The sequence below is a fragment of the Nocardia alba NBRC 108234 genome (assembly GCF_001612665.1).
GTDB classification, from domain to species: Bacteria; Actinomycetota; Actinomycetes; order Mycobacteriales; family Mycobacteriaceae; genus Nocardia; species Nocardia alba.
Genome location: NZ_BDAX01000012.1, coordinates 103205 through 129171, shown reverse-complemented (window position 1 = coordinate 129171; position 25967 = coordinate 103205). Strand labels below are relative to the sequence as shown.

Here is a 25967-nt window from a genome sequence, read left to right as displayed (position 1 = left end):
CACCGAGGTTGTCGCGTCGGCCATGTCGCGTGCGGTGTGGCTATGGCCGCGCCGCCTGGGGCCGCGCGGCGGGCCGGATCTGGTACAGCACAGCGAGTCCGGCCGCGGCCCCGACGGTGATGGCCAGCGCGACCTGTCCCGGCACCCGGTCGGCCAGGGCGGTGCCGCCCGTCGGCCACTGCCGCTCCCCGGTGGGAATGGACCACAGGACCGACGGCAGGTACAGGCTGCCGAGACACAGCATCGCGCTCGGCAGATAGCTCACCCGCAGGGAGCCGATCGCGAAACCGGCGACACCGGTCACCAGTAACACCCCGGCCGTCCACACTAACGCCCACGGAAGGCGGTCGGCCACGATGGCGAAACCGCAGAGCACGGCGGCGCCGAGCAGCGCGCCCCACGGTGTTGCCCAGCGCCGGCCCGCCAGGATGGCCGCCACACCGACGACGAGGACGAGGACGAGATGCCAGCCGAGGCTGGGTGCCTCACTGAGGGAATCGGCTGCCGCGGCGACGCTCACGGCGATCAGCACGCCGGTGCCGTCACGGCCCGGCAGCAGCACGGCGGCCGTGAACGCCGCCACGATGGTGACGATCACGGCGAGGGCGACCTGCCAGGGGTTCGCGCGGCGTCCGTCGAACTCACGGCCGAGCCATTCGGTGGCGATCAGCAGCGACAGCGACAGCACGGTGGTGGCGATGATCGGGGCGATCGGCAGATCCGCCGCGATTCGCGGCATCGCGGGCAGCATGAGGCCGTGCCGGTGGCGTGCGGTGTTCACCGCCAGCAACACCACCGCCGACCCGACCAGCCAGATCGGAGTGTGCACGACCTGGTCCGCCATCTCCGAGGCGTTCGAGGTGAATACCGCGACCACTTCGCCGTAGACGAACACGACCAGGACCCCGAGCCCGAAACCGACCGCTGACCAGCGCGTCCGCCACGTGCAGACGCACAGCGCCCCGAACAGCACACCGCCGCACAGTGAGTCGATGTAGTTCTGGGTGGTGAGCACATCGGCGGAGGTCATCGCCTCGCCGATGAGGTAGTTGAGCGCCAGCGTCGCCGCGCCGCCCGTCGCGGTGAGCCAGATCAGTCCCGGCCGGGTCACGGGCCTGGCCAGCACGGCGACGACAACAGCGACGATGAGACCGAGGGCGGCCGCGCGGGGAACGCTGTTGATCAGACTGGTGACGCGATACGGCGAATCGATCGTCGCGTCGTCACTGAAGCTGAACGGTACGAACAGCGACATCCCCGCGGCGGCGGCGCCGGCGAACGCCGCGACCGCGTCCAGACCATCACCGATCTTGGGCACCGCATCGACGTTACCGGCGATGCACGCCGCCACCGGGGATATCGGGGCCGGACCAGGGCGGCGAGTTCGACCTCACGCTCTGCTCTCGGCGTAGCGGCGCAGCGATTCGACCTGCGCGGGGTCGAGGGAGGGGCGCACGCTCGCGCGGGCGGTGGCCACGTCCTGCGCCGTGACATCGGCGGCGGCCATATCGCGGCGCAGTGCCGACAGCGCGGCCTCGCGGAGCAGTGCGGCGCAGTCGGCGGCCGAGTAGCCGTCGAGATCGGTTGCCAGCGCGGCCAGGTCGACGTCCGCGGCCAGCGGCACCGAGCGGCCCGCGGTGCGCAGGATCTCGAGCCGGGCCGGGCCGTCCGGCGGCGGCACGAAGACCAGGCGGTCGAGTCGGCCCGGCCGCAGCAGCGCGGGATCGATCAATTCGGGACGGTTGGTCGCGCCGACCACCACCACATCGCGCAGCGGTTCGACCCCGTCGAGTTCGGTGAGCAGCGCGGCGACCACGCGGTCCGCCACCCCGGAGTCGCTGCTCTGGCCGCGTCGGGGGGCGAGCGCGTCGACCTCGTCGAGGAAGATCAGCGAGGGTGCCGAGTCGCGGGCCCGCTGGAACAATTCGCGCACCGCGCGTTCCGACGAGCCGACCCACTTGTCCATCAGCTCAGCGCCTTTCACCGCGTGCACGCTGAGCTGGCCGGTCCCGGCCAGTGCCCGGACCAGGAAGGTCTTGCCGCAGCCGGGTGGTCCGTAGAGCAGGACCCCGCGCGGCGGTTCGATGCCGAGGCGGGCGAACGAGTCGGGGTGGCGCAGCGGCCACAGCACCGATTCGGTGAGTGCCTGTTTGGTTTCGACCATGTCGCCGACGTCGTCGAGGTCGAGCGAGCCGATCGCCAATTCCTCGGTGCCCGAACGCGACAGCGGTCGGATCACCGCCAGCGCGCCGATCAGATCGTCCTGGACGAGTTCGGGTTCGGTGTGCTCACGACTGGCACGGCCCGCCGCGCGCACCGCCGCTTCCCGGCTCAGCGCGGTCAGATCGGCGACCACGAAACCCGGTGTGCGTGCGGCGATCACCTCGAGATCCAGCTTCCCCGCGGGCACCTTGCGCAGCAGCTGCTCCAGCAGTGCCCGCCGGATCGCCGCGGTGGGCAGCGGCAACGCCAGTTCGCGATCGCACAGGTCGGGCGCGCGCAGCCGGGCGTCCACCTGGGTCGGATGGGCGGTGGTGGCCAGCAGGGCGACGCACGGTGCGCGCACCGCGGCCCGTAGCTGGTCGAGAACGAGGGTGGCCACGGGCTCGGCCTCGGCGGGCAACAGCGCGTCGATGTCGGTGATCAGCAGCACGCCGCCCTGTCCGGTGGCGACATCGGCCACCGCCTCGGCGACCGCGCGCAGTCGGTTGCCGCTCTCGGTGGCGCCGACACTCGGCCCGTCGAGTTCGACGATACGGCGCGGTGCGGCGACAGCTTTGGCGAACGTGGCCTTGCCGACCCCGGCGGGACCGGTGATCACCACACCGAGATGCGCCGGTGCGCCGAGTGTCTTGAGCAGTTCGGGTTCGTCGAGCGCCAAGCTCAGCCACTCGGCCAGCTTGGCCGCCTGGCTCTGCACCCCGGCCAGGTCCTCCAGCTGGATCGGCGCGCTGCCCGAACTCACCTGCACGGCCGCCGATCCCGGCTGATCCGGACTCGAGAACTGCCCCAGCTCGCTGTCCGAGGGCTGGTGCCCGTCTCGTTCCACCGTGTGCTGGATCGCGGCCGCGCCCGCACCCCAGCCGACGGCGGAGTTCGGTTGCACGCTCACCGGTCCCGGCATGGGGTCGATCGCCGTCACGGTGAGCAGTTCGGTGGTCCAGGCGATCCCGAAGGCGCGCGAGAGCGCCTGGGTGGCCGCCGCGGAACTGATATCGGGTCCCAGGTCGCGCGGCAGCAGCGACACCGTGTCGCCCACGGTCACCACCTTGCCGAGCAGCGCCTGGCGCAGGGTGGTCGCGGCGATACTGGCCATCGCGTGCGCCGAGCCGCTCAGCGAGATCTGTCTGGCGCCGAAGACGGTCACCGGCGCGACGGTCACCGCCGCGTTCTCCCGCAAGCCCACATTCGACAGCGTCACGTCATCGAGCAGCGCCACCCCCGGCGGACTGTCCGCGGGCGCCTTCGCCACCACCGCCGCGGTCCGACGGCCGCCGATCAGCGCGATGCCGTCCCATTCGCGCAGGCCGAGCGCGGTGAGCGTCTCGGGGTGCAGGCGCACCACCCCGCGCCGGGCGTCGGCCGCGGAGGGATTGAGCCGGGCGGTGAGCGAGAGTTCAGCCACCGCCCCATTCTGCCCCTCGCGCCGCGATCAGGAATCGATAGGCCGCTCGCAAGGTCAGGCGGCCATTCTGGCCGACATGACGAACTATCGCCGCCAGTCGGTACGCTGCACCGGACGCGCCGGAGGCACCGGCGCCACGATCTACCGGGGAAAGCAGCAGATGAACCGAATCTCCCTCGCCGTTCTGGCAGCCGGGACATTGGCCCTGACCTTGGTCGGGTGCGGGTCCGACGACTCCGCTGATGCGAGCGGGCTGCGCAAGGGCACGCCGAGCTCCAGCGCCCCCGCCACCACCAAGGCGTCCACCTCGAGCGCGGCGCCGACCTCGGCCTCGCCGAGCGCCGCCATCACCTGCACCCAGTTCAAGTCGCTCGACTCCGACGGTGAGAAGAAGGCGATCGATCAGATCCTCGCGGCCAACCCCGGCGGTCCGTTCGAGAACAGCCCCAACGTGGCGCTCAGCACCGTGAAACTGGTCTGCCTCGTCCCGTCCAACGCCGACAAGCCGGTAGCCGACGCCGCCGGAATGAAGCCGTAACTCCCCGCTCAGCCGAGCAGCGATTGCCAGTTCGCGGGGACCCGCGCGGCCGGTCCGGGAACGGACTGATCGGTGGGATGGCTGGTCGGCGCGGCGAGTTCGGGACCATCGCTGTACATCTCGCCACTGGCGAAGTTGTAGAACCAGTCCTCGCCCGGTTCGTAGCTCTGGATGAACGGGTGCGCGGTGGCCTCGAAGTGCTTCGTCGCGTGCTTGTTGGGGGAGCTGTCACAGCAGCCGACATGCCCGCATTCGGCGCAGCGGCGCAGATGCACCCACCAGCTGCCGCTCGCGTCGCACTCGACGCAGCCCGCGCCGCTGGCGGGCACGCTCGGGTCGATCCCGGCTTCAGCCATCCTGACCTCCTGTAGTAGGTGTGCTGACATCCTCCGCCGCCGGGTGCAACGGCAGACGGACGATGAAGCGCGTGTTGCCGGGTTCCGATTCCACCCGGATGTCACCGTTGTGCTTGTTCGCCACGATCCGGAACGAGATGTCGAGGCCGAGTCCGGTGCCGTCGCCGACCGGTTTGGTGGTGAAGAACGGCTCGAAGATCCGGCCACGCGCCTCGGGGGCGATGCCCGGCCCGGTGTCGCCGATCTCGATGGCGGCGCAGTCGTTGTCCTTGGAGGTGCGGATCGTCAGGGTGCCCTCACCGGCCATCGCGTAGACCGCGTTGTCGATCAGGTTGGTCCACACCTGATTGAGTTCGGCGGCGAAGCAGGGAATCGGCGGCAGGCCGCGGTCGTAGTCCTTCACCACGCGGATGCCGTCGCCGAGTTTGCGGTTGAGCATCACCAGGGTGGAGTCGAGTAGTTCGTGCAGGTCGACGACCTGATAGGGCGCGCGATCCATCTGCGAATACTGTTTGGCCGCCCCGACGAGCGTGGAGATCCGGGTGGTCGAGTCGAAGATCTCGTTCATCAGCAACTCGGTCTCGATGGTGTAGTTCAGCCAGCGCACGGCGCCCTCGAACACCGGCGCCTGGCAGGCCTCCAGGGTCGCGTGCACGCCCTCGAGCCAGTCGGTGTCCAGGCCGGCCTGCACGAAGGTGGGCGCCAGGTTCCAGCCGTCGGCGATGCCGCGCTCGTCGAACCACTCCGCCAGCGCGTCCTCGCGATCGGCGGCTTCCAAGGGGCTGAGATCGGGTGCCTTGGCGACCCGGTCGGCGGCCTGCTCCTGCAGCTCGACGAGTTGGACCAGGGCGTCGGCCGGGAACTTGCCCTCGGCCATCATCTTCAGCTTGTGCCGCATCCCGGCGACGCGTTCGCGCAGGCCGGAGGTGGCGCGCACCGCGGCGGCGGCGGGATTGTTGAGCTCGTGGGTGAGCCCGGCCGACAGCGATCCCAGCGCGAGCAGGCGTTCGCGTTCGGCGATCCGCTGGTTGGATTTCTGTCCGCCGAAGAACGCGCCCTCGAGCAGGTGCACGGCCATCGGGAACCACTCGCGCATGATCCTGGCGAAATCGGCAGCGTCCATCACCAGGAATCGGGAGCGGCGCAGCACATACATCGAGCCGTTGTAGTCCTGGTTCGCCCGCTCGCCCAGGTAGGCCATCCAGGCGCCCGCGTATACCCCGCGATGGTCGGTGCGGTTGATCTCGATGTCCACACCGCCGGACAGTTTGGTGAGCCGGACCTCGCCGTCGATCAGCACGTAGAAGCAGGTGGCGGGGTCACCCTCGCGGAACACCGGGCCCGGGTCGACGTACTCGATGCGCCCGATCGCGCACAGCTCGGCGAGCTGGGAGTCGTCGAGCTTCTCGAACAGGAACAGGGTGCGCAGTTCTTCCGGATCGCAGATCATCGAGTCCTCACTCACGCTGTCTCCATGGGCATGCTCGGGCCGCTCATGCCAGATACCGGTGAACGAGCATGACCGCCATCGCACCCTCACCGACCGCCGAGGCGACCCGCTTGGCGGATTCGGCGTGCACATCGCCGGCGACGAACACGCCCGGGACGCTGGTCTCGAGGTGTTGCGGTGGGCGTGGCAGTTCCCAGCCGGGTGGGCGCGCGCCGTCGACCATCAGATCGGGCCCGGCCAGTACGTATCCGGCGGCGTCCCGGAGGACGACGCCGTCGAGCCAGCCGGTCTGCGGCGCGGCGCCGATGAACAGGAACAGCCGTTGCGCGTCGACCTTGTCCTCGGTGCCGGTGCTGTTGTCTCGCAGGATGATCCGTTCCAGGTGCGTGTCGCCGTCGGCGCCGACCACCTCGGTCTCGGTGTGCACGACGATGTTGTCGATGCCCGCGATCTGGCGCACGAGATAGTGCGACATCGACCGCTCGAGCGAGTCGCCCCGAACCACCAGATGCACGCGAAGGGCGTTGCGGGACAAGAACACCGCGGCCTGCCCTGCCGAATTGGCCCCGCCGACGATGTAGACCTCCTGCTCGGCGCATTCGGCCGCTTCGGTCATCGCCGATCCGTAATACACACCGCGCCCGGTGAATTCGTCCACACCCGGCGCCGGATGACGTCGATAGTCCACGCCGGTCGCGATCAGAACTGTATGCGCGCACAGCTTTCCGCCATCGGCGAAGCGCACCGTGCGCGCCGACCCGTTGATCTCGAGCGCGACCACATCACGGGTGGTGATGAGCTCCGCGCCGAACTTCGACGCCTGCCGCCGGGCCCGGTCCGCCAGCTGCGAGCCCGACACCCCGTCGGGAAAGCCGAGATAGTTCTCGATCCGCGAGCTCTGCCCCGCCTGTCCGCCGGTCGCCGTGCGCTCGACCAGCACCGTGCGCAGTCCCTCCGACGCGCCGTAGACCGCCGCGCCGAGCCCGGCGGGTCCGCCGCCGACCACGATCAGATCGTAGAAGTCCCCGCTCGGCTCGACGGTGAGCCCGACGTTCTCGGCGAGCTCGCTGTCGGTCGGCTGGATCAGCGCGGTGCCCGCGGCCGTGATCACCACCGGACAGGTCAGCGGATCGGCGCCCGCCGCCTCGAGCAACCGGGTGCCCTCCGGCTCATCGACCGGGTACCACCGATACGGCAGCTGATTGCGCGCCAGGAATTCGCGCACCTGCGAAGACCGCGGCGACCATCGATCGCCGACGACCTTGGTCTCGTACACCGGCCGCTGCTCCGCGCTGCGCCACACCTCGAGCAACCCGTCGATCACCGGGTACAGCTTCTCCTCCGGCGGGTCCCACGGCTTGAGCAGATAGTGGTCGAGATCGATGACGTTGATCGCGTTGATCGCGGCGTCGGTGTCGGCGTAGGCGGTGAGCAGCACCCGGCGCGCGTACGGGTGCAGGTCCATCGCCTGCTCGAGGAATTCGATCCCGTCCATGCCCGGCATGCGGTAATCGGCGATCAGCACCGCCACCGGCTGCCCACGCAGTTTCATCTCGCGCAGCGCCTCGAGTGCCTGCGCCCCCGATTCGGCCCGCAGAATCCGATAGTCGGCGCCGTAACGGCGGCGCAGATCCCGAACCACGGCGCGCGATACGCCCGGATCGTCGTCAACGCTCAAAATGGCCGGTTTGGTTACCGAGGGAGTGCTCACCCGATCGAGTATCCCCTTCCGAGCCCCACTACCCACGCTCGTAGCCCCCAGCGGCCCGCCCGACCCCGGCCGGCGCTCCACAACCTAAACCTGGCGGTGCAGCACGATGTCGAGCTCAGAGGGCGTGAGCAACCGTTCGAGGCGTTCCTCGCGTTTGAGACGGGTGCCGCGCGGCATGAGCGCGCTGGGGAGCGCGAAGGCGTCCTCCGGTCCGATGCTCGGCAGGAGCGGGACCTCGTTGGTGTGCCTGCGTGGCAGGAGTGAGCGCAGTTTCACGGCCGATCACCTCGGGTTCGACGATGGGAAGGCTGGAGGCTGAGCTTCGTCGATCAGCAAAATGGAGATAGCGAAAAGTTTGCCAGCCTGTCCGGGCTGGTGCAAGAGGGGCAGGATGGACGCGGCGAGCCAGCCGGTCGGTGGCCTGCTCCGGTGCAGGCCACCCCCGGTTATGAGAGAAGTTGCCGGTCGGTTATTTCCAGGCGGGCATGGTGACAACCTGTGCCGCATAGGACAGCCCGGCGCCGAAGGCGATGAGCAGCGCGGTGTCGCCCGGCTTCGATTCACCCTTGCGTAGTAGCGCCTCCATTGCCAGGGGAACCGATGCTGCCGAGGTGTTGCCGGAATCCTCGATATCGTTGGCGAGCGCGCAGTGCTCCGGCAGTTCGAGTACCCGGGCCATGATCTCGATGATCCGGCCGTTGGCCTGGTGCGGGATCATCGCGTCGAGGTCGCCGGTGGTCAGGCCAGCGCGGTCGATCGCGTCGCGGCACACCTTCTCCAGCGAGTGCGCGGCCCAGCGGAACACCGCGGTGCCCTCCATCGTGAGATAGGGGCGCACCGCGTCGGTGCCCTTCTCCTCGATCTCGTCGAAGAACTCCACCCAGTCCTTGGTCTGGCGGATGGCGTGGTGCTGGGTGCCGTCCGAACCCCATACGGTCGGGCCGATGCCCTGTTCGGCGGACGGGCCGACGATGACAGCGCCCGCGCCGTCGGCGAACAGGAAGGCCGTCGCGCGGTCGGTGAAGTCGACTGTGACGCTCAGTTTTTCGACGCCGATCACCAGTACGTGTTTCGACGTACCCCCGCGGACCAGGTCCGATGCCATGCCGAGCGCGTGACAGAACCCGGCGCAGCCCGCCGAGATGTCGAAGGCGGCCGAGCCGGTCATGCCGAGTTCGGTGGCGATGCGTGGACCGACCGCCGGGGTGAGCATCAGATGGGTCGACGTCGCCACGATGACGCAGTCGATCTGGTCGACCTGCACCCCGGCGGCGGCGATCGCGTCGCGCGCGGCCGCGACGCTCATGGATTGGATGGTCTCCTCATCCGAGGCGAAGCGCCTGGTGTTGATGCCGGACCGGGAGCGGATCCACTCGTCGCTCGAGTCGATCGGCCCCGCTACCTCGTCGTTGGTGACCACCCGGGTCGGGCGGTAGACGCCCAATCCGAGGATCGCGGTGTGCTCAGTACCCGTTGTCTGGGCGATTCGAGCCATTGTGCGTCTCCTATGTACCTGTCTACCTGCGGCAGTACCGCTGGGTGTACCCGAAGCATCGAAATCTGTCCCTCATCGCCCGTGACTTGTGCGTGGACACCATGTGAACGCTCAGACATGAGGCTTCCTCATATTAACGCGTGGTGATCCGAGTGTCGATTGTCACAGCAGGGCCCGGGCGTACCGTGGACAAGACCATCGCTCGAGTGACCACAGGTGCTTGCCCCGGGGTTCCCGTAAGGTGTGAACGCTCGTAGTCATCACACGAAAGAGGGAGCCCGTGGCACGCCGCCCCACCCCGCCCGGCACGCCCGACACCACCGGCGTCGGACATGTCGTCGACCTGGTGCGGGCCGCTGTACCCCCGCTACATCCCGCCGGACTGCCGTTCGTGGCGGTGCCGTTGGCGGTGGCGGTCATCGGCGGACGCAATAAATGGGTGCGTCGGGCCGGCCTGGCCTCGGCCGCCGCCTGTGCTGCTTTCTTCCGGCACCCGCATCGGGTGCCGCCGAACCGGGCGGGCATCGTGGTCGCGCCCGCCGACGGCGAGGTGGCGCTGGTCGACACCGCCGTGCCGCCCGCCGAGCTCGGACTCGGCGATCAGCCGTTGCCGCGCGTGAGCATCTTCCTGTCGGTGCTCGATGTGCACGTGCAGCGCGTTCCGGTGTCCGGAACCGTGCGCGAGGTGCTGCATCAGCCGGGCAAGTTCCTCTCGGCCGATCTGCCGGAGGCCTCCGACGCCAACGAGCGCAACAGCATTGTCATCGACACCGCCGACGGCAAGCAGGTCGTCGTGGTGCAGATCGCCGGACTGTTGGCTCGGCGCATCGTCTGCGATGCCCGCGTCGGCGACCTGCTCACCATCGGTGACACCTACGGCCTGATCCGGTTCGGGTCTCGCGTCGACACGTACTTCCCGGTCGGCACCGAACTGCTGGTGGCCCCCGGACAGCGCACGATCGGGGCCGAAACAGTCCTGGCTGTGCTGGGATGATCGAACAGGCTCGAACAGCACCTCGCAAACGGCCCCGCTCGGTGCGATTGCTGCCGAGCGTGGTCACCATCCTCGCGCTGTGCGCCGGCCTGTCGGCGGTGAAGTTCGGGCTCGACGGCGAGCTCGGGATCGCGCTGGCGATGGTCGGTGCCGCCGCGGTACTCGACACGCTCGACGGGCGGCTCGCGCGCATGCTCGACGCCACCAGCAAGATGGGCGCCGAGCTCGACTCGCTGTCGGACGCGATCTCGTTCGGCGTCGCGCCCGCGCTGGTCATCTACATCACCCTGCTCGACGGCAACAGCGCGGGCTGGATCGTCGCGCTGCTGTTCGCGGTGAGCCTGGTCTTGCGTCTCGCCCGCTTCAACACCCTACTCGACGACGACTCCCGCCCGAATTGGGCGCGTGAGTACTTCGTCGGCGTCCCCGCACCCGCCGGCGCGCTGATCGCACTGGTGCCGATCGCGTTGAAGGTCCAGTTCGGTGACGGCTGGTGGGACAGTTTCGCTTTCGTCGCCGCCTGGACGGTCTTCGCCGCGTTGCTGTGCGTGAGCACGATCCCGACCCTGGCGATGAAGTCGGTGTCGGTAGCACCGCAGGCCGCGGCCGGGCTGCTGGTCCTCACCGCGCTGGCCGCCGCGCTGCTGGTCACCTACCCGATCGTCCTGCTGCTGATCTTGGTCGCGCTGTACCTCGCGCACATCCCGTTCGCCTGGCGGTCCGCCCGCTGGGTGGCCGCGCGCCCGGAAACCTGGCAGCACAAGCCGGCCGAGCGACGAGCGCAACGACGAGCCCAGCGCCGAATGCCCGCCATCCGCCGCCCCGCGATCCGCCGCCCCGCGATCCGCGGATCGGCCCGCCTACGCCTACGCCGCCCACGCAACGACGACGACTGAACAGACGCAAACACCCCGCGCCTGGACGTCTCCCCATGAAGCAACCACCGCCACCGCCCCCACCCGAAACCCTGCGGCGCCAGCCGAAAAGCTTCAGCAACCCCCGCGACTGGACGTCTCCCCATGAAGCAACCAACGCCACCACCTGAACCGGAGGACCACGGTTTTCGGCCGCCTCGGATCCGAGGGGCGAGACGGAACGCCGAAGGCGCAGTATCGCCCCTCGGATTCGAGGCCCCCAGGGCCGAAAACCCCGCGGCGCCAGCCGCCGAAGACACAGCAAACCCCGCGGCGCCAGCCGCCGAAAACACAGCGCCAGCCGCCGACGACACCTCCTTCCTGGAGCATCGGCAGCGGTTGTTCTCGTTGGCATATCGCATGTTCGGCGCCGTGGCCGAGGCCGAGGACGTGGTGCAGGAGGTCTATCTGCGGTGGGCGCTGGCCGATCGTGGCGAGATCACCAATCCTGAAGCGTGGTTGACGACCGTCACCGTGAATCTGTGTCGCACCCAGCTGGTTTCGGCTCGGGCTCGCCGCGAGACCTATGTCGGTCAGTGGCTGCCGGAGCCGGTGCCGACCGGCGCGGGCGCGCTCGGTCCGTTGGGGACCGTCGAGGAACGGGAGTCGGTCTCCCTGGCTGTGCTCACCGCGATGGAACGGCTCAGCCCGATCGAGCGGGCCGTGTTCGTGTTGCGCGAGGCCTTCGGCTACCCGCATGCCGAGATCGCGCGGATGCTCGATCTCACCGAGGCCAACACCCAGCAGATATTCCATCGGGCGGGTCAGCGCGTGCGCACCGGCAAACAGCGGTATGTGGTGTCGGCCGAACACGCGCGCACGATGATCGAGAAGTTCCTGCAGGCGGCGTCGACCGGCGATGTGGGTGGTCTGCGCGAACTGCTCGCCGACGACGTGGTGTCGGTCGCCGATGGCGGCGGCCGGGTGGTCGCGGCCAAGATCCCGGTGGTCGGTGGCGATGTGGTCGCGCGCTACCTGTCCAACCTGCGGCGTTTCCTCACCCCGACGGCGCGGTTCGAATTCTGCGAGATCAATGGCGACGTGGGACTGGTCCTGTTCCAGGACGAGGTCGTGGCCGGTGTGTTGGTCTTCGACTTCGACGACGCGGGTTCGATCGCGGCGGTGCGCACGGTCGTCAACCCGATCAAACTGGGCGCCGTCACTCTGTGATGCAGGTCACTTCGAGAACCTGTCAGGAACTCGGGTGCTGATCAGTCTGGTGTGTGTAGGCATTTCGAGAGAAGGAGCCACACCATGACCGGTCAGCATCGGATCGTCGTCCTCGGCGCCGGGTACGCGGGTCTCACCGCGGCCCGCGCGCTCGCGAAGAAGACCCGCGACACCAAGATCACCGTCGTGGACGGCCGTGCCGAGTTCGTGCAGCGGGTGCGCCTGCACCAGGCCGCCGCAGGCCAGCCGATCAAGCGGTTGAACCTGCGGAAGTCGCTGGGGCGCAAGGGTATCGAATTCCTCCAGGCGCGGGTCACCGATTTGGACCCGGACCGCAGGATCGTGGCGGTCGACGGCGAGTGGACGCTGCACTACGACACCCTCGTCTACGCGCTCGGCAGCCAGGCCGACCGCGACGCGGTGCCCGGCGCGGCCGAGCACGCGAAGTTCGTCGCGACCGCCGAGGACGTGACCGAACTGTCGGGACAGATCGTCATCGTCGGCTCGGGCCCGACCGGGATCGAACTGGCCACCGAACTCGCTGAGTCGCAGCCGGATTCGCGGATCAGCCTGCTCGGTACCGAGGATCCGGGCGCTTGGCTCTCGCCGCGCGCCCACACCGCGATCCGTGCCGCGCTCACCCGTCTCGGCGTCGAAGTCCGCTCCGGCGTCAAGGTCGTCGAGGTGCTGCCCGACGCTGTCCGGCTCGCCGACGGTTCCCTGGTGCCCGCCGCCACCACCGTCTGGACCACCGGCTTCACCGTGCCCGACCTGGCTCGGCGCGCGGGCCTGGAGGTCGCGAGCGACGGTCGCATTCGCACCGACAACACGCTGCGCTCGGTGTCGCACCCCGACATCTACGCCGTCGGCGATGCCGCGCTGATGACGGGCGTGGACGGTCGCCCGCTGCGGATGGCCTGTGCGACAGCGATTCCCGCCGGGCAGTACGTGGTGTCGGCGATCACCGCGCGGGCGCGTGGTCGCGAGCCGGAGCCGATGAACGGTCGCTACGTCGCGCAGTGCATCAGCCTCGGCCGTCGTGACGCGGTATTGCAGCTCGTCAAGGCCGACGACACCCCGACCGGCACGGTGTTCACCGGTCGCGTCGGTGTGGTGATGAAGGAACTCATCGTGCGCGGGACCGCCTTCACGGTCGGATTGCGCTAACTCGCGGCCCTACCGCCTCCTTCGCCGCTGACCAGGGCGGGCGAAGGGGGCGATGACGCCGGGTCGGTAGCCCGCGCAAGGCCGACGCGGCGCAGAGTCCACACCCAGGGCGCGATGGCGATCAGGATGAGCACACTCAGCCACGGCAGCCGCCACCACCAGCGCAGCTCCCGCCCGAGCGTTGTCGGTGGCTCGGTGAGCGGCCGGGCTGTCGAGGACCACACGACGAACGCGTCGCCGATCGGCAGCAGCCCGAACGCGTAACGTTTGGACCAGGGCAGATCGACCGGCAGTCCGATCAGCTCGCCTTCCGCGCCGATCGCGGCGGCCAACGCGCGATCGCCGTTCATCCTGGCCGCGCCGACGGCGACGACGGTGGCCGACAGGCTGATCCCGGCCACCAGTGGCCCGGAGTCGACATCTCCGCTGCCGTCGACGCCCTTCGGATACTCGCGCACCACGGGGCCGAAACCGCCGGGGTAGGCGAGGAACTGGTCGCGGTAGCGCGTGTACTGGCTTGTCGCGAACGCTGGATCGATCTCGGGCAGGAATCGAAGTATCACTGTCTGTGAGGTTGCCCGCGCACCGGTGAGCATCGACCCGTCGGTGGGTGAGACCTGATGCGGCAGTAGTCCGGTCGCGGGATCGAGGCGGGTCTCGGCCTGCTCGAGCCACCGATCTGTCACCGCCGTGTACCGCGCACCGAACAGCTTGTCGTGCAGGCGAAGCGAGGCCATCGCGACGGTCGAGTCGACCGGCCACGCTTGTCCTCGATATGCCTGGAGAAACGGTGTATCGGCCGCGGCGAACGCCTGTGCGAGTTCGGTGCTGTGGGTGGAGAACTGTTGTACCGCAGCGGTATCGGATCGATCGAGGGTCAGGATCGCCCCGCGCAACCAGTTGGTCCACCCCGCCCAGAACACCCCGTACGCGGGCTGCAACCGGGGGCTGAAGATCGCGCGTCCCTCGTCGGATTCCACCCGTGCCAGCGCCCAGCGTGACTCGCGGAGCGCGTCGGCGCGCAGCCCCGGATCGGTGTGCGCGGCTTGCACCCAGGCGAGACCGTAGAGCACGTTGGAGAAGACGTACCCCTCCGGAAACAGCTGCTGCGCAGCGGTATCCGAGCCTTCGTCGAGCGCGTCACGGAGGAAGGCCAATTGGCGCGCGGTCGACCCGGGCTGTTCGTCGAGGCCCGGCTGCGGCCACAGCAGTCGCGTGGCCCCGATCAGGCAGGCCACTGTCACGACGATCCCCACCGCGCGCGGCGCCCAGCGCCGAATTCTCCCCATGCCGACACTCTGCCAGGAATTTACCGTCAACCAATCGTTGACGATCGCAATTCGTCAACCTATGGTTGACGTATGAGCACTCCGAACTTCCGCCTCGACGATCTCATCGACGGCATCAAGAAGGCCCGCCCCGACAACGTCCTCGACCAACTCTCCGACGCGGTGGTCGCCGCCAATCATCTCGGCGAGACCGCCGACCATCTGATCGGCCACTTCGTCGACCAGGCTCGCCGCTCCGGCGCCTCCTGGACCGATATCGGCGCCAGCATGGGCGTCAGCAAGCAGGCCGTCCAGAAGCGATTCGTGCCGAAGGGGCCGAGCGACACGGCCGCCATGGATCCGCAGGCCGGTTTCGCCAAGTTCACCGACCGGGCCCGGCAGGTGGTCGTCGGTTCCCAGGAGGCGGCCCGCGACTCGGCGAGCAGCCAGATCGCGCTCGGGCACCTGATCCTCGGTCTGATCGGCCAGACGGAAGGTCTGGCCGCCAAGGAGATCGTCGCCAGGGGCGTCGCGCTGGACGCGGTGCGCGCGGCCGCGACCGCCTCGCTGCCCGCCACGAGCGGTGACGTGCCCGCTCTCATCCCGTTCGACGGCGACACGAAAAAGGTACTGGAGCTCACCTTTCGCGAGGCGCTGCGCCTGGGCCACAACTACGTCGGCACCGAGCACATCCTGCTGGCGCTGCTGGAACAGGAGAACGGCACGGGCGTACTCAGCGGTCTGGGCCTGGACAAGGCCGTCGTCGAGGCCGAGCTCGTCGAGCTGCTGAATCAGTTCCTCGCCTCGGTGCAGGACGAGGCTTGACGCGACGGTCGCGCCCGGTGTGTCCTGTGCGCCGGGCGTGACCTTGCACTCTCGTCGGACGAGTGCTAAAAATGGCTTGGCACTCGTGACTGTTGAGTGCCAGGTCGGGGTGGTGAGATCGGGTTCCATCGACACCCTCGGTCGTCCGTCGCGGGCACCGCACCTGGCCGGCGTAACTTTTGGGGCGATCCAACCTGTGGTCGTCTCGTGTGTCAGCCATAGACATGTGGAGGATCTCAACGCAATGGCCAAGACAATTGCGTACGACGAAGAGGCCCGTCGCGGTCTCGAGCGGGGTCTGAACGCCCTCGCCGACGCTGTCAAGGTGACGCTGGGCCCGAAGGGTCGCAACGTCGTGCTCGAGAAGAAGTGGGGCGCCCCCACGATCACCAACGATGGTGTTTCCATCGCCAAGGAGATCGACCTCGAGGACCCGTACGAGAAGATCGGCGCCGAGCTGGTCAAGGAAGTCGCCAAGAAGACGGACGACGTCGCCGGCGACGGTACGACCACCGCCACCGTGCTCGCCCAGGCGCTCGTACGTGAAGGTCTGCGCAACGTCGCGGCCGGCGCGAACCCGCTCGGCCTCAAGCGTGGCATCGAGAAGGCCGTCGAGGCCGTCACCGCCAAGCTGCTCGACACCGCCAAGGAGATCGACACCAAGGAGCAGATCGCTGCTACCGCTGGTATCTCCGCGGGCGACTCGGCCATCGGCCAGCTCATCGCCGAGGCGATGGACAAGGTCGGCAAGGAAGGTGTCATCACCGTCGAGGAGAGCAACACCTTCGGGCTCCAGCTGGAGCTCACCGAGGGCATGCGCTTCGACAAGGGCTACATCTCCGGTTACTTCGTGACCGACCCCGAGCGTCAGGAAGCGGTCCTCGAGGATCCGTACATCCTGCTGGTGTCGTCGAAGATCTCGACCGTGAAGGACCTGCTGCCGCTGCTGGAGAAGGTCATCCAGGCCGGCAAGCCGCTGCTGATCATCGCCGAGGACGTCGAGGGCGAAGCCCTGTCGACCCTGGTCGTGAACAAGATCCGTGGCACCTTCAAGTCTGTCGCCGTCAAGGCGCCCGGCTTCGGTGACCGTCGCAAGGCCCAGCTGGCCGATATCGCCATCCTCACCGGTGGCGAGGTCATCAGCGAAGAGGTCGGCCTCTCCCTGGAGACCGCCGGTATCGAGCTGCTCGGCACCGCGCGCAAGGTCGTCATCACCAAGGACGAGACCACCATCGTCGAGGGTGCTGGCGACGCGGAGGCCATCAAGGGCCGCGTGGCGCAGATCCGCGCCGAGATCGAGTCCTCGGATTCGGACTACGACCGTGAGAAGCTGCAGGAACGTCTGGCCAAGCTGGCCGGCGGCGTCGCGGTGATCAAGGCCGGTGCCGCTACCGAGGTCGAGCTCAAGGAGCGCAAGCACCGCATCGAAGATGCCGTGCGTAACGCCAAGGCCGCCGTCGAAGAGGGCATCGTCGCCGGTGGTGGCGTCGCGCTGCTGCAGGCCGCCCCCGCGCTCGACGGCTTCAGCGGCCTGACCGCTGACGAGGCGACCGGTGTCAACATCGTGCGCGTCGCGCTGTCGGCTCCGCTCAAGCAGATCGCCTTCAACGCGGGCCTCGAGCCCGGCGTCGTGGCCGAGAAGGTCTCCAACCTCCCCGAGGGCGAAGGCCTGAACGCCGACACCGGTGTCTACGAGAACCTGCTGGCCGCCGGCGTTGCCGACCCGGTCAAGGTCACCCGTTCGGCCCTGCAGAACGCGGCCTCCATCGCCGCGCTCTTCCTCACCACCGAGGCAGTCGTCGCCGACAAGCCGGAGAAGTCGGCCCCCGCGGGCGGCGATCCCACCGGCGGCATGGGCGGCATGGACTTCTGATCTCGGCGATCAGGTAGTTCCCCGCAAGCCACGAAGGCCGGTCCACCACACGGTGGACCGGCCTTCGGTCTGTTGATGTGGTTCGGCGGGCCGTTTCCGATCGGACCGGATGCGCCGCGTAGAGACCTCGGTGCGTCTGGTACTCGGCCTGCAGCCTGAATCCACCGATCGCAGGTGACTCAGCCGACTGGTGTGAGGCGCAGGCGCTCCGCGAGTTCGTTGAAGATGTAGAAGTTGGGGATGGTGCCGACGGGGGCCAGTGACATCCACACGCCGGAGAGTTTGACGCGGATGTGGCCGCTGCGGGCATCGATGAGTTGAACGGCTTCCCAGGACAGGGCTTCGTCGCGGAAGGTGAGGGCGTCGAGGGAGAGGGAGAGGTCGCCGAACGCGACGGTCTCGCCGTTGTCGATGGCGGCTACCGCGACGGGGAGTTGGGTTGCGGTGACAGCGGATTGGATGGCGCGGGCCCATTCGCGGGCGCGGGCGAAACCCTCTTCGTCGATGGTCGCCTCGACACCACCTGGACCGGACAGCTCCAGCAGGTAGGTGACCGGGGTGGTGTCGTGGAACGGAATCGCGTGCTGACGCACTTCGGTACTGTCCCAACGGAACCCGGCTACGCGCTGACCGGAGCGGTACACGGTGACGCCGTGGTCAAACAGATCGATGCGGGCGGCGCGATTCTGCCGGTTGATCATCCCGCGGTGCAGCGCGAGCAGGACTGGCGCGCCCGCGAGCACGAGCAGTGCCACCCCGCCTTGCCATCCGCCGACGCCCGCGACGATGACGCCGATGGTGGCGATACAACCCGCGATGATGCCGCAGCCACGCACGAAGGTGTCGTCGGCGGGGGTGGCGAGGAAGGTGTCACGGTGCGCGCCCAACTGCTGATACTCCGCCATCAGGTGTATCAGTTGGGTCAGCGGCACCGTGTGGCGCGTATCGGCTACGTCCTCCGGCCTGTTCGGAGTGATCACTCGTCCCTCCAAGAGGCGTTTTCGTCCGCGGCAGAGCGTAAGCGACCCGGCGGAATATTGCCACCGGTATGGCGAGGAAATCCTGGCCGCGACCGGGCGGAATGGGTCAGCCGATGGCGAAAGCGACGAAGAATCCGGCCGCCGTTGCCATTCCGACCCACCAGCCGCCTTCGCGATAGGCCTCGGGGACGAGCGAATCGGCCAGCACCGCGATCGTGGCACCGCCTGCGAATGCCTGGACCGCGCTGATCGCGGTCGGCGAAACCGAGTCGGCGTAGGCGTTTCCCAGCACGGTCACCGCGACGAGCACCGAGGCCGTCGCCGCCCACAGCGCGAAGGTTCGGCCCGCCCGGTATCCGTGCTGCTCGCGCATGAGTACCGCCCCGCTGAGGGCTTCGGGCACATTGCCCGCCGCGATCGCGACCAGCAGCACCAAACCTGCTCCGTCGCGCAGGGATACGCCCAGCGCGAGGTTCTCCGGCACGCCGTCGAGCACGGTCCCCAGCAGCAGGGCCCAGCCGATCGCGGCGGGCCCGAGCTTGTTCTCGATGAGGTGGTTGGCGACCACATATACCCCCGCACCGGCGAACAGCGCGGTGCCCGCGAGCAGCGCACCGTCGCGGTGGAAGGCGGGTGCGAAGAGCTCCTGCGAGATCGCCGCGATCATCGTGCCCGCACCGAAGGCCATCATCGCGGCCAGCACCGGCTTGGGCAGCGTCCACCGCAGCCCTACCGCCACCCCGATCAACAACGGGATCGCGGTGCCGAGGCCGTAGAGCAGGGCGGTGGGCATGACCAGAGCCTAGGCGGCGCTGTGCCGACTAGGGTGGTTGACGTGTTGGTTGTCGACGAAGGCGAATCCACCGCACCGGCGATCGTGTTCCTGCACGGCATCCCCGGCTCGGTCGACTGGTTCGCCGCTGTCGCCGAACGAATGGTCGCGCACTACCGGGTGATTCGGGTGGACCTGCACGAGCTGGGCGCCGACGGCGACTTCAGCGCCGCGGCTCGCACCGCACCGCTGCGCGCACTCGTGGACGACCTCGACCTCGTCGAGGTGACAGTGGTCGGCCACTCGTTCGGTGCCGAGATCGCGCTCGAACTCGCCGCCACCTCACACCGGGTCGCGTGCGTGGTGGTCGTCGGCCAAGCCCCGGACTACCGGGCCGCGAGCATTCCCTCCGCCGCGAAGTGGGTGGTCCGCCCGTGGGCGGTGCGCTTGGCACAACGGTGGACGCCGGGGCCGGTGATCCGCCTCGCGAACCGCCCGGTCTTCGCACCCCGATTCCGCTACGACTCGGCGCCGGGTCTGGCCGAGGCACTGGTCCGCGACTTCCGCGCCGCGCTTCCCACCGGCCTGGCCTACGCGGCCGGCGCGCGTGCCGACGACTTCGCGGCCACCCCGCTCGACCTGCGGGCGCGAGCCCTCGACCAGCCCGTCCTCGTCGTCCACGGTCGTCGCGACAATCTCTACGACAGCACCGAAACCCTCGCCCGCTTCGCCGCGGCGGGCGCCGACACCCATCTCGTCGAACACGCGGGCCATTCGCCCCAGGTCGAGCAACCGGACGAGTTCGTCTCCGTCCTCGGCGAATTCATCAGATCCCGCTGACGGCGCGAACCACCGCACTGCTCACGCGCGGGCACTCGACAAACGAGCCCGCCGAAATCTTCGGCGGGCTCGGACGCTGCTCGGGGTCAGCGCTCGGCGGCGACCTTCACCTTGCTCAGTGTCTCGCGCATTCCCGAGACCAGGTCGGCCTCGAACTGCTCCTCGCCGCCCATGGCGACCTTGATCGTGCCGCGCAGCCAACCGGGCAGGCCCTTGGCGTCGACGGTGCGCGTCTCGACGACGCGGGTGCCGGTGGTGGTGGGCTCGAGCTCGTAGGTCCAGACCGTGCGGTTCTCGTTCATCCGGAACGCCAGCGCCCGGTTCGGCTCGAAGCGCACGATCCGCGAGGTGGTCGGGTAGACCTTCCAGCCGACCTTGTTGACGTTGACGGTGAACGCGCCGTCGCGAACGCCGCCGAGCGCGACCATCTTCAGGGTCGTCGGGCTGAGTTCGGACATGCGGCGCAGATCGGCGAGTACCGACCAGACCTTCTCCGGCGGTGCGGCGATATCGATGCTGGCTTCGAGAGTGTTCGGCAACGGTGCCTCCGGGTATGCGTGACGGGCTGTCACGCTCAGCATAGGCATCGTGATCGCGGCCGACGACCGCCCGGAGTCGGATTTTCGTCCTGTGTCGGTGAGGTCGTTCGGTACACTCACGTTTCACATACCGGCTATCTCTGACAAAAAATTCTAGAAATTTCCTTTAAAACGCGAACGCTTCACATTTTGCGTGGGTATCGTCCGAGTTGGCAAATGGCCAGTGGCGACGACGTCACAAAACATCGACTTGGAGTGACACATGCTTTACAACATCACGGAAAACAGCAGCGGCAGCGCCGATAGCAACCTCCTGACCCTGCTGCTCGGTCTGCTCACCAGCTCGATCAGCACCGGTTCGGTGCAGGGTTCGGGCAACTGAGCCGAATGTAGCCAACTTTCGGCTAACGCGCGGTTGGTCGAAAGGGCAGCCGAAGGGCCTGATCCATGACGAGGGGATCAGGCCCTTCGGTATTGTCAGCGCCAATGTCACAGGATGCGAATACGGGACGAATGTATGCCGGGCAACCCGTAGAGGACCGGCAACGCCAGCGGCGTGCGCGTTTTCTGGAGTCAGGCCTGACGGTCTTCGCGCGCGACGGGTACGCCAACAGTTCGGTCGGTGCCATCTGTAAGGACGCGGGACTATCGTCTCGACAGTTCTACGAGGAGTTCACCGGTCGCGAATCTCTGCTGCTGGAGCTGTACGAGCAGATCGACCGGCAGTCACGCGAGGCGGTGGCTACCGCGCTGGAGGACAAGTCCGAGGCGGCGGTGCTCGACCAGATCGACGCGGCCGTGCGGGCCTACGTCGAGTCGATCGGCAACGATCCACGCAAGGCGCGGGTCGCGTTGGTCGAGGTGGTCGGCGCGGGCCCCAAGGTCGAGAAGTTCCGCCTGGAACTGCGCCGCGTGTGGGGTTCGCTGCTGGCCAGCGCCGCCGAGGACGCGGCCATGCACGGCGAAATCCCGCCCGGCGACTACGAATTGCGCGTACTCGCCATCATCGGCGCGGTGAACTACGTGGTCGACGGCTGGAGCGGCAGCGATCCGCGCCTGCCGCTCGACGAGGTGATCAAGGTGCTGAGCCGGGTGATCCTGGGCGCGGTCGGGGCTTGATGGCGCGGGTCGAGATCGTCGAGATCCAAGTACCCGACGGCAGCACCTTGCCGGTGCGGCTCATTCCCGCCACCGGCACGCACCGGCACCCGGTCACCCCCGACGCGCCCCGCCCGGTCGTGGTCATCGTCCCCGGCCTGGCCGTGCCCGGCGAGTTCTACGAGTACTTCGGGCGCCGGCTGGCCGCGTGCGGATTCGATGTCGCCATCGGTGAACTGCGCGGTCAGGGCGACAGCACCCATCGCACCGGGGCCGAGAGTACCTACGGCTACCACGAGCTGGTCTCGGTGGACTTCCCGGCGATGCTGGCCGCGGTGCGCGACCGGTTCCCGGCGAGCACGCCGTACCTGCTCGGCCACAGCATGGGCGGCCAGCTCGCGGCGATGTACGCCGCCCGCATACGCGGCAGGCTCGGCGGCCTGATCCTGGTCGCTTCCGGCACACCGTACTTCCGCGGGTATCGCGGGGTCTTCGGTCCTGGCGTGCTGGTCGGCACCGCGGCGGTGGCGGTCGCATCCAATCTGGCCGGGTTCTGGCCGGGGGATCTGCTCGGCAAGCGGGCCTACGGCAGGCAATCGAAGGTGCTGATGTCGGATTGGGCCAGGTTGGCCCGGACCGGGCGCTTCGTGCCCGTCGGCGCCGATATCGACTACGACGAGCGGATGTCTCGGCTGAAGTTCCCGGTGCTGTCGATCACCGTCGCCGGTGACGACCTGGCCCCGCAGACCTCGGCCGACCACCTGCTCGGCAAGCTGGCGGGCACCCAGGTCACCCGGTGGTTCCAGCCGCAGGCCCTCGGGCACAACGGCTGGATCACCGACCCCGACTCCACTGTGGACGTAGTGGAGAAGTGGTTGCGCGATCGCTGACCGTCAGGCCGAGCGACGCCCCTCGATCAGCATCTGGATGAAGAACTCGTAGACCAGCGCGGACAGGTACGCCGACTGCTTGTTGTCGGCGGCGCCGCCGTGCCCACCCTCGATGTTCTCGTAGTACCAGACGGTCCGATCGTGGGACTCCAGCAGCGCGGCCATCTTTCGCGCGTGCCCGGGGTGCACCCGGTCGTCACGGGTGGAGGTGGCCAGCAGGATCGGTGGGTACTGCTTGCCCGCGTCGGTGTTCTGATACGGCGAGTACTCACGCAGGTAGGCCCACTCCTGCGGCTTGTCCGGGTCGCCGTATTCGGCGACCCACGACGCGCCCGCCAGCAGCAGGTGGTAGCGCTTCATGTCCAGCAACGGCACCTGGCAGACGATGGCGCCGAACAGTTCCGGGTAGCGGGTGAGCATCACGCCCATCAACAGGCCGCCGTTACTGCCGCCGATCGCGCCGAGTCGATCGGGGGTGGTGACGCCACGGGTAACCAGGTCGCGGGCCACGGCGGCGAAGTCCTCGAAGGCGCGGTGGCGGTGCTCTTTCAGTGCGGCCGTGTGCCATTCGGGTCCGTACTCGCCGCCGCCGCGGATGTTGGTCATCACGTAGGTGCCGCCGCGTTCGAGCCAGTTCATGCCCGCCGAGCCGAGATAGGCGGGGGTCTTGGAGACCTCGAAGCCGCCGTACCCGTTCATAATCGTCGGGCCGGGGGTGCCGCGCCGGTCGCGATGCCGGATCACGAAGTACGGCACGGCGGTTCCGTCGTCGGAGGTGGCGAAGAACTGTTCGGTCTCGATACCGGTGGCGTCGAAATAGGCGGGCGCCTGCTTCAGGGTCACGGCGGTCTCGCCGATCGCGCTGCGGAGCAACGTGGTCGGGGTGGTGAAACCGGTGGTGGTGAGCATGAACTCATCGCCGCCCTCGAGCGGGTCGAGGTTGCCCACCGAGGTGGACGACATGGCGGGGGAGTCGGTGAGCTCGCTGCTCGCCCAGCCATCGGGGCCGGGCGTGAGCACGCGGAATCCGGTCTGCACATCGTGCAGTGTCGTCAGGATCAGATGGTTCTCGGTCCAGCCCCACGATTCCAGTGAGGTATGGGGATCGGGTGCGAACAGAACCTCGAATTCTCGCTCGCCCGAAATGAATTCGTTCAGATCGGTGACCAGCAGACTGCCGGGGGCGTAGGTGGTGTCGCCCGGTGTCCACTCGGTCTTCAAGCGCACGATCAGCCAGTCGCGGTACCAGTCCACGTCCGCGTCGGTCGGCGTCTCGAGCAGGCGCCACTCGCCGCCGTCGAGCAGCGACACCTCGCTGTTGAAGAAGTCTGTCGAGCGGTGCAGGTAGTGCCGCTCGTAGCCGGGATGGCGGTCGTATCCCGCGCCGATCGAGACATCGCTCGTCTTGCCCTCGAATACCGTTTCGGCAGCGGACAATTCGGTGCCGCGCTGCCAGCGCTTGGCGATGCGCGGGTACCCGGAATCGGTGAGCGATCCCGGCCCGAAGTCGGTGCCGACGTAGACGGAGTCGGCATCGATCCAGCCGACCCGCGTCTTGGCCTCGGCGACGAAGTAGCCGCCGTCCTCGGGGGCGATGAATTTCCTTGTGGTCAGGTCGAATTCGCGGATGACCGTCGCGTCGGCGCCGCCACGGGACAGATGGACGAGGGCGCGCTCCTGCGAAGGGCGCAAGACCCCGGCGCCCGCCCACACCCAGTTCTCCCCGTCGGCCTCGGCCAGCGCGTCGACGTCGATCAGCACATCCCACTCGGGCGCGTCGGTGGCGTAGGACTCGAACGTGGTCCGCCGCCACAGTCCGCGCTGGTGCTGCGCGTCGCGCCAGAAGTTGTACAGCCACGGCCCCCGCCTGCCGGGGTAGGCGATCTTGGTGTCGTCGTCGAGCATCGCCAGTACGCGACGCTCCATGTCGGCGAATCGTTCGGTCGCCGCGAACCGCCGCCCCACCACGTCGTTGCGGGCTCGCGCCCAGTCCAGCGCGCCCTCATCGGTCACGTCCTCGAGCCAGAGATAGGGATCGGTCACGTCCTGCTCAACGCCGTTCATTCCCACATTGTTGCCGATCGGGTCGGACCCTTTCGCTCCGCGATCGACATGGACTGTTTGCCATGAGTCTCTGGTCCGGCGAGGAAGGCTGGAATTCTGGCGGAAAACCGTGCTCATGCCGGAATTCGCGCGAGTTGCCGGATCGTTGCGTGTTCACCGGCTTCGGTGGTGCGCGGTGTGTTCTCCTGGTCGAGTGACCTCGCTACAACCAGCGGTACGCACCGGGTCTCCGACCCGCAACCTCCTCCTGGCCACCTGGGTATCGGCCATCAATTTCTGGGCGTGGAACCTCATCGGCCCGCTCTCGCCGAACTACGCCGACAAGATGGCGCTGAGCAGCATGGCCGCCTCGATCATGGTGGCGATGCCGATCCTGGTCGGCTCGCTGGGCCGCATCGTGTCCGGCGCGCTCACCGACCGCATCGGCGGCCGGATGATGTTCATCGGCGTCTCGCTGGCCTCGATCGTGCCGGTGGTGCTGGTCGGAATCGCGGGCAGCATCGAGTCCTATCCGCTGATGCTGGTCTCGGCGTTGCTGCTCGGTATCCCCGGCACGATCTTCGCCGTCGGCATCCCGTTCGCCAACTCCTGGTATGTGCCCGCCCGGCGCGGTTTCGCGACCGGTGTCTTCGGCGCGGGCATGGTCGGCACCGCGGTGTCGGCCTTCTTCACCCCGCGCTTCGTCCGCTGGTTCGGGTTGTTTCCGACGCACCTGATCGTGGCCGCCGCCCTCGCGGTGACCGCCGTGCTGTGCATCGTGTTCATGCGCAACTCCCCGGATTTCACCCCGAACACCGATCCGGTGGTGCCGAAACTGCGGGCGGCGATGAAACTCGGCGTCACCTGGGAGATGTCGTTCCTCTACGCCGTGGTGTTCGGTGGGTTCGTCGCGTTCAGCTCGTACCTGCCGACCTACATCAAGAACGTCTACGGCTTCTCCTCGGTCGACGCGGGCACCCGCACCGCCGCCTTCGCGCTCGCCGCGGTGATCGCGCGGCCCATCGGCGGCACGCTGGCCGACCGGATCGCGCCCAAGTACATCGTGGTCACCTCGCTGGCCGGCACCGCGGTGATGGCGGTGGTCGCCTCGTTCAAACCACCCGCCGATGTGGCCTCGGCCTGCACGTTCATCGCGATGGCGCTGTTCCTCGGGATCGGCACCGGTGGCGTGTTCGCGTGGGTGGCACGGCGTTCGCCCGCGTCCAATGTCGGCAGTGTGACGGGAATCGTCTCGGCCGCGGGTGGTCTCGGCGGCTACTTCCCACCGCTGATCATGGGCATCACCTACAACGAAGCGAGTCACAGCTACACGGTCGGTTTGCTGCTGCTCGCGGCGACCGCGCTTGCCGCCCTCGTCTACACGGTGTTCAAGCTGCACGCCGTCGAGTAGCCCCGCAC

Annotated in this window: 23 protein-coding genes; 11 read left to right on the top strand and 12 right to left on the bottom strand. The window is 68.3% G+C overall.

From position 1 onward, the window contains the following. Positions 1 to 40 precede the first annotated feature (40 nt). Complete coding sequence (locus NA12_RS14615) at positions 41 to 1318, bottom strand: hypothetical protein (protein WP_132369705.1); 1278 nt, start codon at positions 1316 to 1318, stop codon at positions 41 to 43. Between the two features lie 72 nt (positions 1319 to 1390). Continuing rightward, the gene (locus NA12_RS14610) at positions 1391 to 3625 is read right to left on the bottom strand and encodes an AAA family ATPase (RefSeq protein ID WP_067450155.1); all 2235 of its coding nucleotides are present in this window, start codon (positions 3623 to 3625) and stop codon (positions 1391 to 1393) included. Between the two features lie 76 nt (positions 3626 to 3701). Between NA12_RS14610 and NA12_RS14605 the strand changes: the two genes are divergently transcribed. Next, positions 3702 to 4163, top strand: a complete 462-nt coding sequence (locus NA12_RS14605) for a hypothetical protein (protein WP_243654759.1) — start codon at positions 3702 to 3704, stop codon at positions 4161 to 4163. An 8-nt stretch (positions 4164 to 4171) separates the two neighbouring features. On the opposite strand, the gene NA12_RS14600 is transcribed toward NA12_RS14605, so the two are convergent. The 5 genes from NA12_RS14600 to NA12_RS14580 form a co-directional block, all read right to left on the bottom strand. Then, positions 4172 to 4519 (bottom strand): UBP-type zinc finger domain-containing protein, encoded by a 348-nt coding sequence (locus tag NA12_RS14600; RefSeq protein WP_067450152.1) that lies wholly within the window; start codon positions 4517 to 4519, stop codon positions 4172 to 4174. After that, positions 4512 to 5969: an ATP-binding protein gene (locus NA12_RS14595; RefSeq protein ID WP_067450487.1), complete on the bottom strand. Its 1458-nt coding sequence runs from the start codon at positions 5967 to 5969 to the stop codon at positions 4512 to 4514. Before NA12_RS14595 ends, NA12_RS14600 begins: the two co-directional genes overlap by 8 nt. A gap of 43 nt (positions 5970 to 6012) precedes the next feature. Beyond that, positions 6013 to 7680, bottom strand: coding sequence for an NAD(P)/FAD-dependent oxidoreductase (locus NA12_RS14590; RefSeq protein WP_067450149.1), 1668 nt, complete (start codon positions 7678 to 7680; stop codon positions 6013 to 6015). Between the two features lie 84 nt (positions 7681 to 7764). Next, positions 7765 to 7956 (bottom strand): hypothetical protein, encoded by a 192-nt coding sequence (locus NA12_RS14585; RefSeq protein WP_067450146.1) that lies wholly within the window; start codon positions 7954 to 7956, stop codon positions 7765 to 7767. A gap of 193 nt (positions 7957 to 8149) precedes the next feature. Further along, on the bottom strand, positions 8150 to 9175 hold the full coding sequence (locus NA12_RS14580; protein WP_067450143.1) for a beta-ketoacyl-ACP synthase III: 1026 nt from the start codon (positions 9173 to 9175) through the stop codon (positions 8150 to 8152). Positions 9176 to 9455: 280 nt separating this feature from the next. Here NA12_RS14580 and NA12_RS14575 point away from each other — a divergent pair, with 280 nt between their 5' ends. The 4 genes from NA12_RS14575 (at position 9456) to NA12_RS14560 (ending at position 13420) form a co-directional block, all read left to right on the top strand. Continuing rightward, positions 9456 to 10169, top strand: a complete 714-nt coding sequence (locus NA12_RS14575) for a phosphatidylserine decarboxylase (RefSeq protein WP_067450140.1) — start codon at positions 9456 to 9458, stop codon at positions 10167 to 10169. Continuing rightward, the gene (locus NA12_RS14570; protein ID WP_067450137.1) at positions 10166 to 11065 is read left to right on the top strand and encodes a CDP-alcohol phosphatidyltransferase family protein; all 900 of its coding nucleotides are present in this window, start codon (positions 10166 to 10168) and stop codon (positions 11063 to 11065) included. The genes NA12_RS14575 and NA12_RS14570 overlap by 4 nt, the downstream gene beginning before the upstream one ends. Positions 11066 to 11431: 366 nt before the next feature. Further along, complete coding sequence (locus tag NA12_RS14565; protein ID WP_243654758.1) at positions 11432 to 12253, top strand: sigma-70 family RNA polymerase sigma factor; 822 nt, start codon at positions 11432 to 11434, stop codon at positions 12251 to 12253. A gap of 84 nt (positions 12254 to 12337) precedes the next feature. After that, a complete protein-coding gene (locus tag NA12_RS14560; protein WP_067450134.1) occupies positions 12338 to 13420 on the top strand; it encodes an NAD(P)/FAD-dependent oxidoreductase in 1083 nt (360 codons plus the stop codon). Here NA12_RS14560 and NA12_RS14555 read toward each other — a convergent pair. Continuing rightward, a complete protein-coding gene (locus NA12_RS14555) occupies positions 13417 to 14709 on the bottom strand; it encodes a hypothetical protein (RefSeq protein WP_174551091.1) in 1293 nt (430 codons plus the stop codon). The two genes, NA12_RS14560 and NA12_RS14555, sit on opposite strands and share 4 nt — an antisense overlap. Positions 14710 to 14781: 72 nt before the next feature. Here NA12_RS14555 and NA12_RS14550 point away from each other — a divergent pair, with 72 nt between their 5' ends. Both NA12_RS14550 and groL read left to right on the top strand, forming a co-directional pair. Beyond that, entirely contained in the window at positions 14782 to 15513 is a 732-nt protein-coding gene (locus NA12_RS14550) for a Clp protease N-terminal domain-containing protein (RefSeq protein ID WP_067450128.1), read from the top strand. A 244-nt stretch (positions 15514 to 15757) separates the two neighbouring features. Further along, the gene (gene groL / locus NA12_RS14545) at positions 15758 to 17386 is read left to right on the top strand and encodes a chaperonin GroEL (protein WP_067450481.1); all 1629 of its coding nucleotides are present in this window, start codon (positions 15758 to 15760) and stop codon (positions 17384 to 17386) included. 179 nt (positions 17387 to 17565) lie between these two features. On the opposite strand, the gene NA12_RS14540 is transcribed toward groL, so the two are convergent. Beyond that, positions 17566 to 18366 carry a DUF6585 family protein gene (locus NA12_RS14540; protein ID WP_243654757.1) on the bottom strand — a complete coding sequence of 267 codons (801 nt, stop codon included), beginning with the start codon at positions 18364 to 18366 and terminating at the stop codon, positions 17566 to 17568. Positions 18367 to 18472: 106 nt separating this feature from the next. Further along, complete coding sequence (locus NA12_RS14535) at positions 18473 to 19159, bottom strand: ZIP family metal transporter (protein ID WP_067450125.1); 687 nt, start codon at positions 19157 to 19159, stop codon at positions 18473 to 18475. A gap of 42 nt (positions 19160 to 19201) precedes the next feature. Between NA12_RS14535 and NA12_RS14530 the strand changes: the two genes are divergently transcribed. After that, positions 19202 to 19978: an alpha/beta fold hydrolase gene (locus NA12_RS14530; RefSeq protein ID WP_165914758.1), complete on the top strand. Its 777-nt coding sequence runs from the start codon at positions 19202 to 19204 to the stop codon at positions 19976 to 19978. 86 nt (positions 19979 to 20064) lie between these two features. Here the strand turns inward: NA12_RS14530 and NA12_RS14525 are convergent, their stop codons facing one another. Then, the gene (locus NA12_RS14525; RefSeq protein WP_067450475.1) at positions 20065 to 20517 is read right to left on the bottom strand and encodes an SRPBCC family protein; all 453 of its coding nucleotides are present in this window, start codon (positions 20515 to 20517) and stop codon (positions 20065 to 20067) included. A 486-nt stretch (positions 20518 to 21003) separates the two neighbouring features. Between NA12_RS14525 and NA12_RS14520 the strand changes: the two genes are divergently transcribed. Beyond that, positions 21004 to 21636, top strand: a complete 633-nt coding sequence (locus NA12_RS14520; RefSeq protein WP_243654756.1) for a TetR/AcrR family transcriptional regulator — start codon at positions 21004 to 21006, stop codon at positions 21634 to 21636. After that, on the top strand, positions 21636 to 22505 hold the full coding sequence (locus NA12_RS14515) for an alpha/beta hydrolase family protein (RefSeq protein ID WP_067450116.1): 870 nt from the start codon (positions 21636 to 21638) through the stop codon (positions 22503 to 22505). Before NA12_RS14520 ends, NA12_RS14515 begins: the two co-directional genes overlap by 1 nt. Positions 22506 to 22508: 3 nt before the next feature. Here NA12_RS14515 and NA12_RS14510 read toward each other — a convergent pair whose 3' ends face one another. Continuing rightward, positions 22509 to 24569 (bottom strand): prolyl oligopeptidase family serine peptidase, encoded by a 2061-nt coding sequence (locus NA12_RS14510; protein ID WP_067450113.1) that lies wholly within the window; start codon positions 24567 to 24569, stop codon positions 22509 to 22511. Between the two features lie 193 nt (positions 24570 to 24762). Here NA12_RS14510 and NA12_RS14505 point away from each other — a divergent pair, with 193 nt between their 5' ends. Further along, complete coding sequence (locus NA12_RS14505) at positions 24763 to 25959, top strand: MFS transporter (RefSeq protein ID WP_067450110.1); 1197 nt, start codon at positions 24763 to 24765, stop codon at positions 25957 to 25959. Positions 25960 to 25967: the final 8 nt, after the last annotated feature.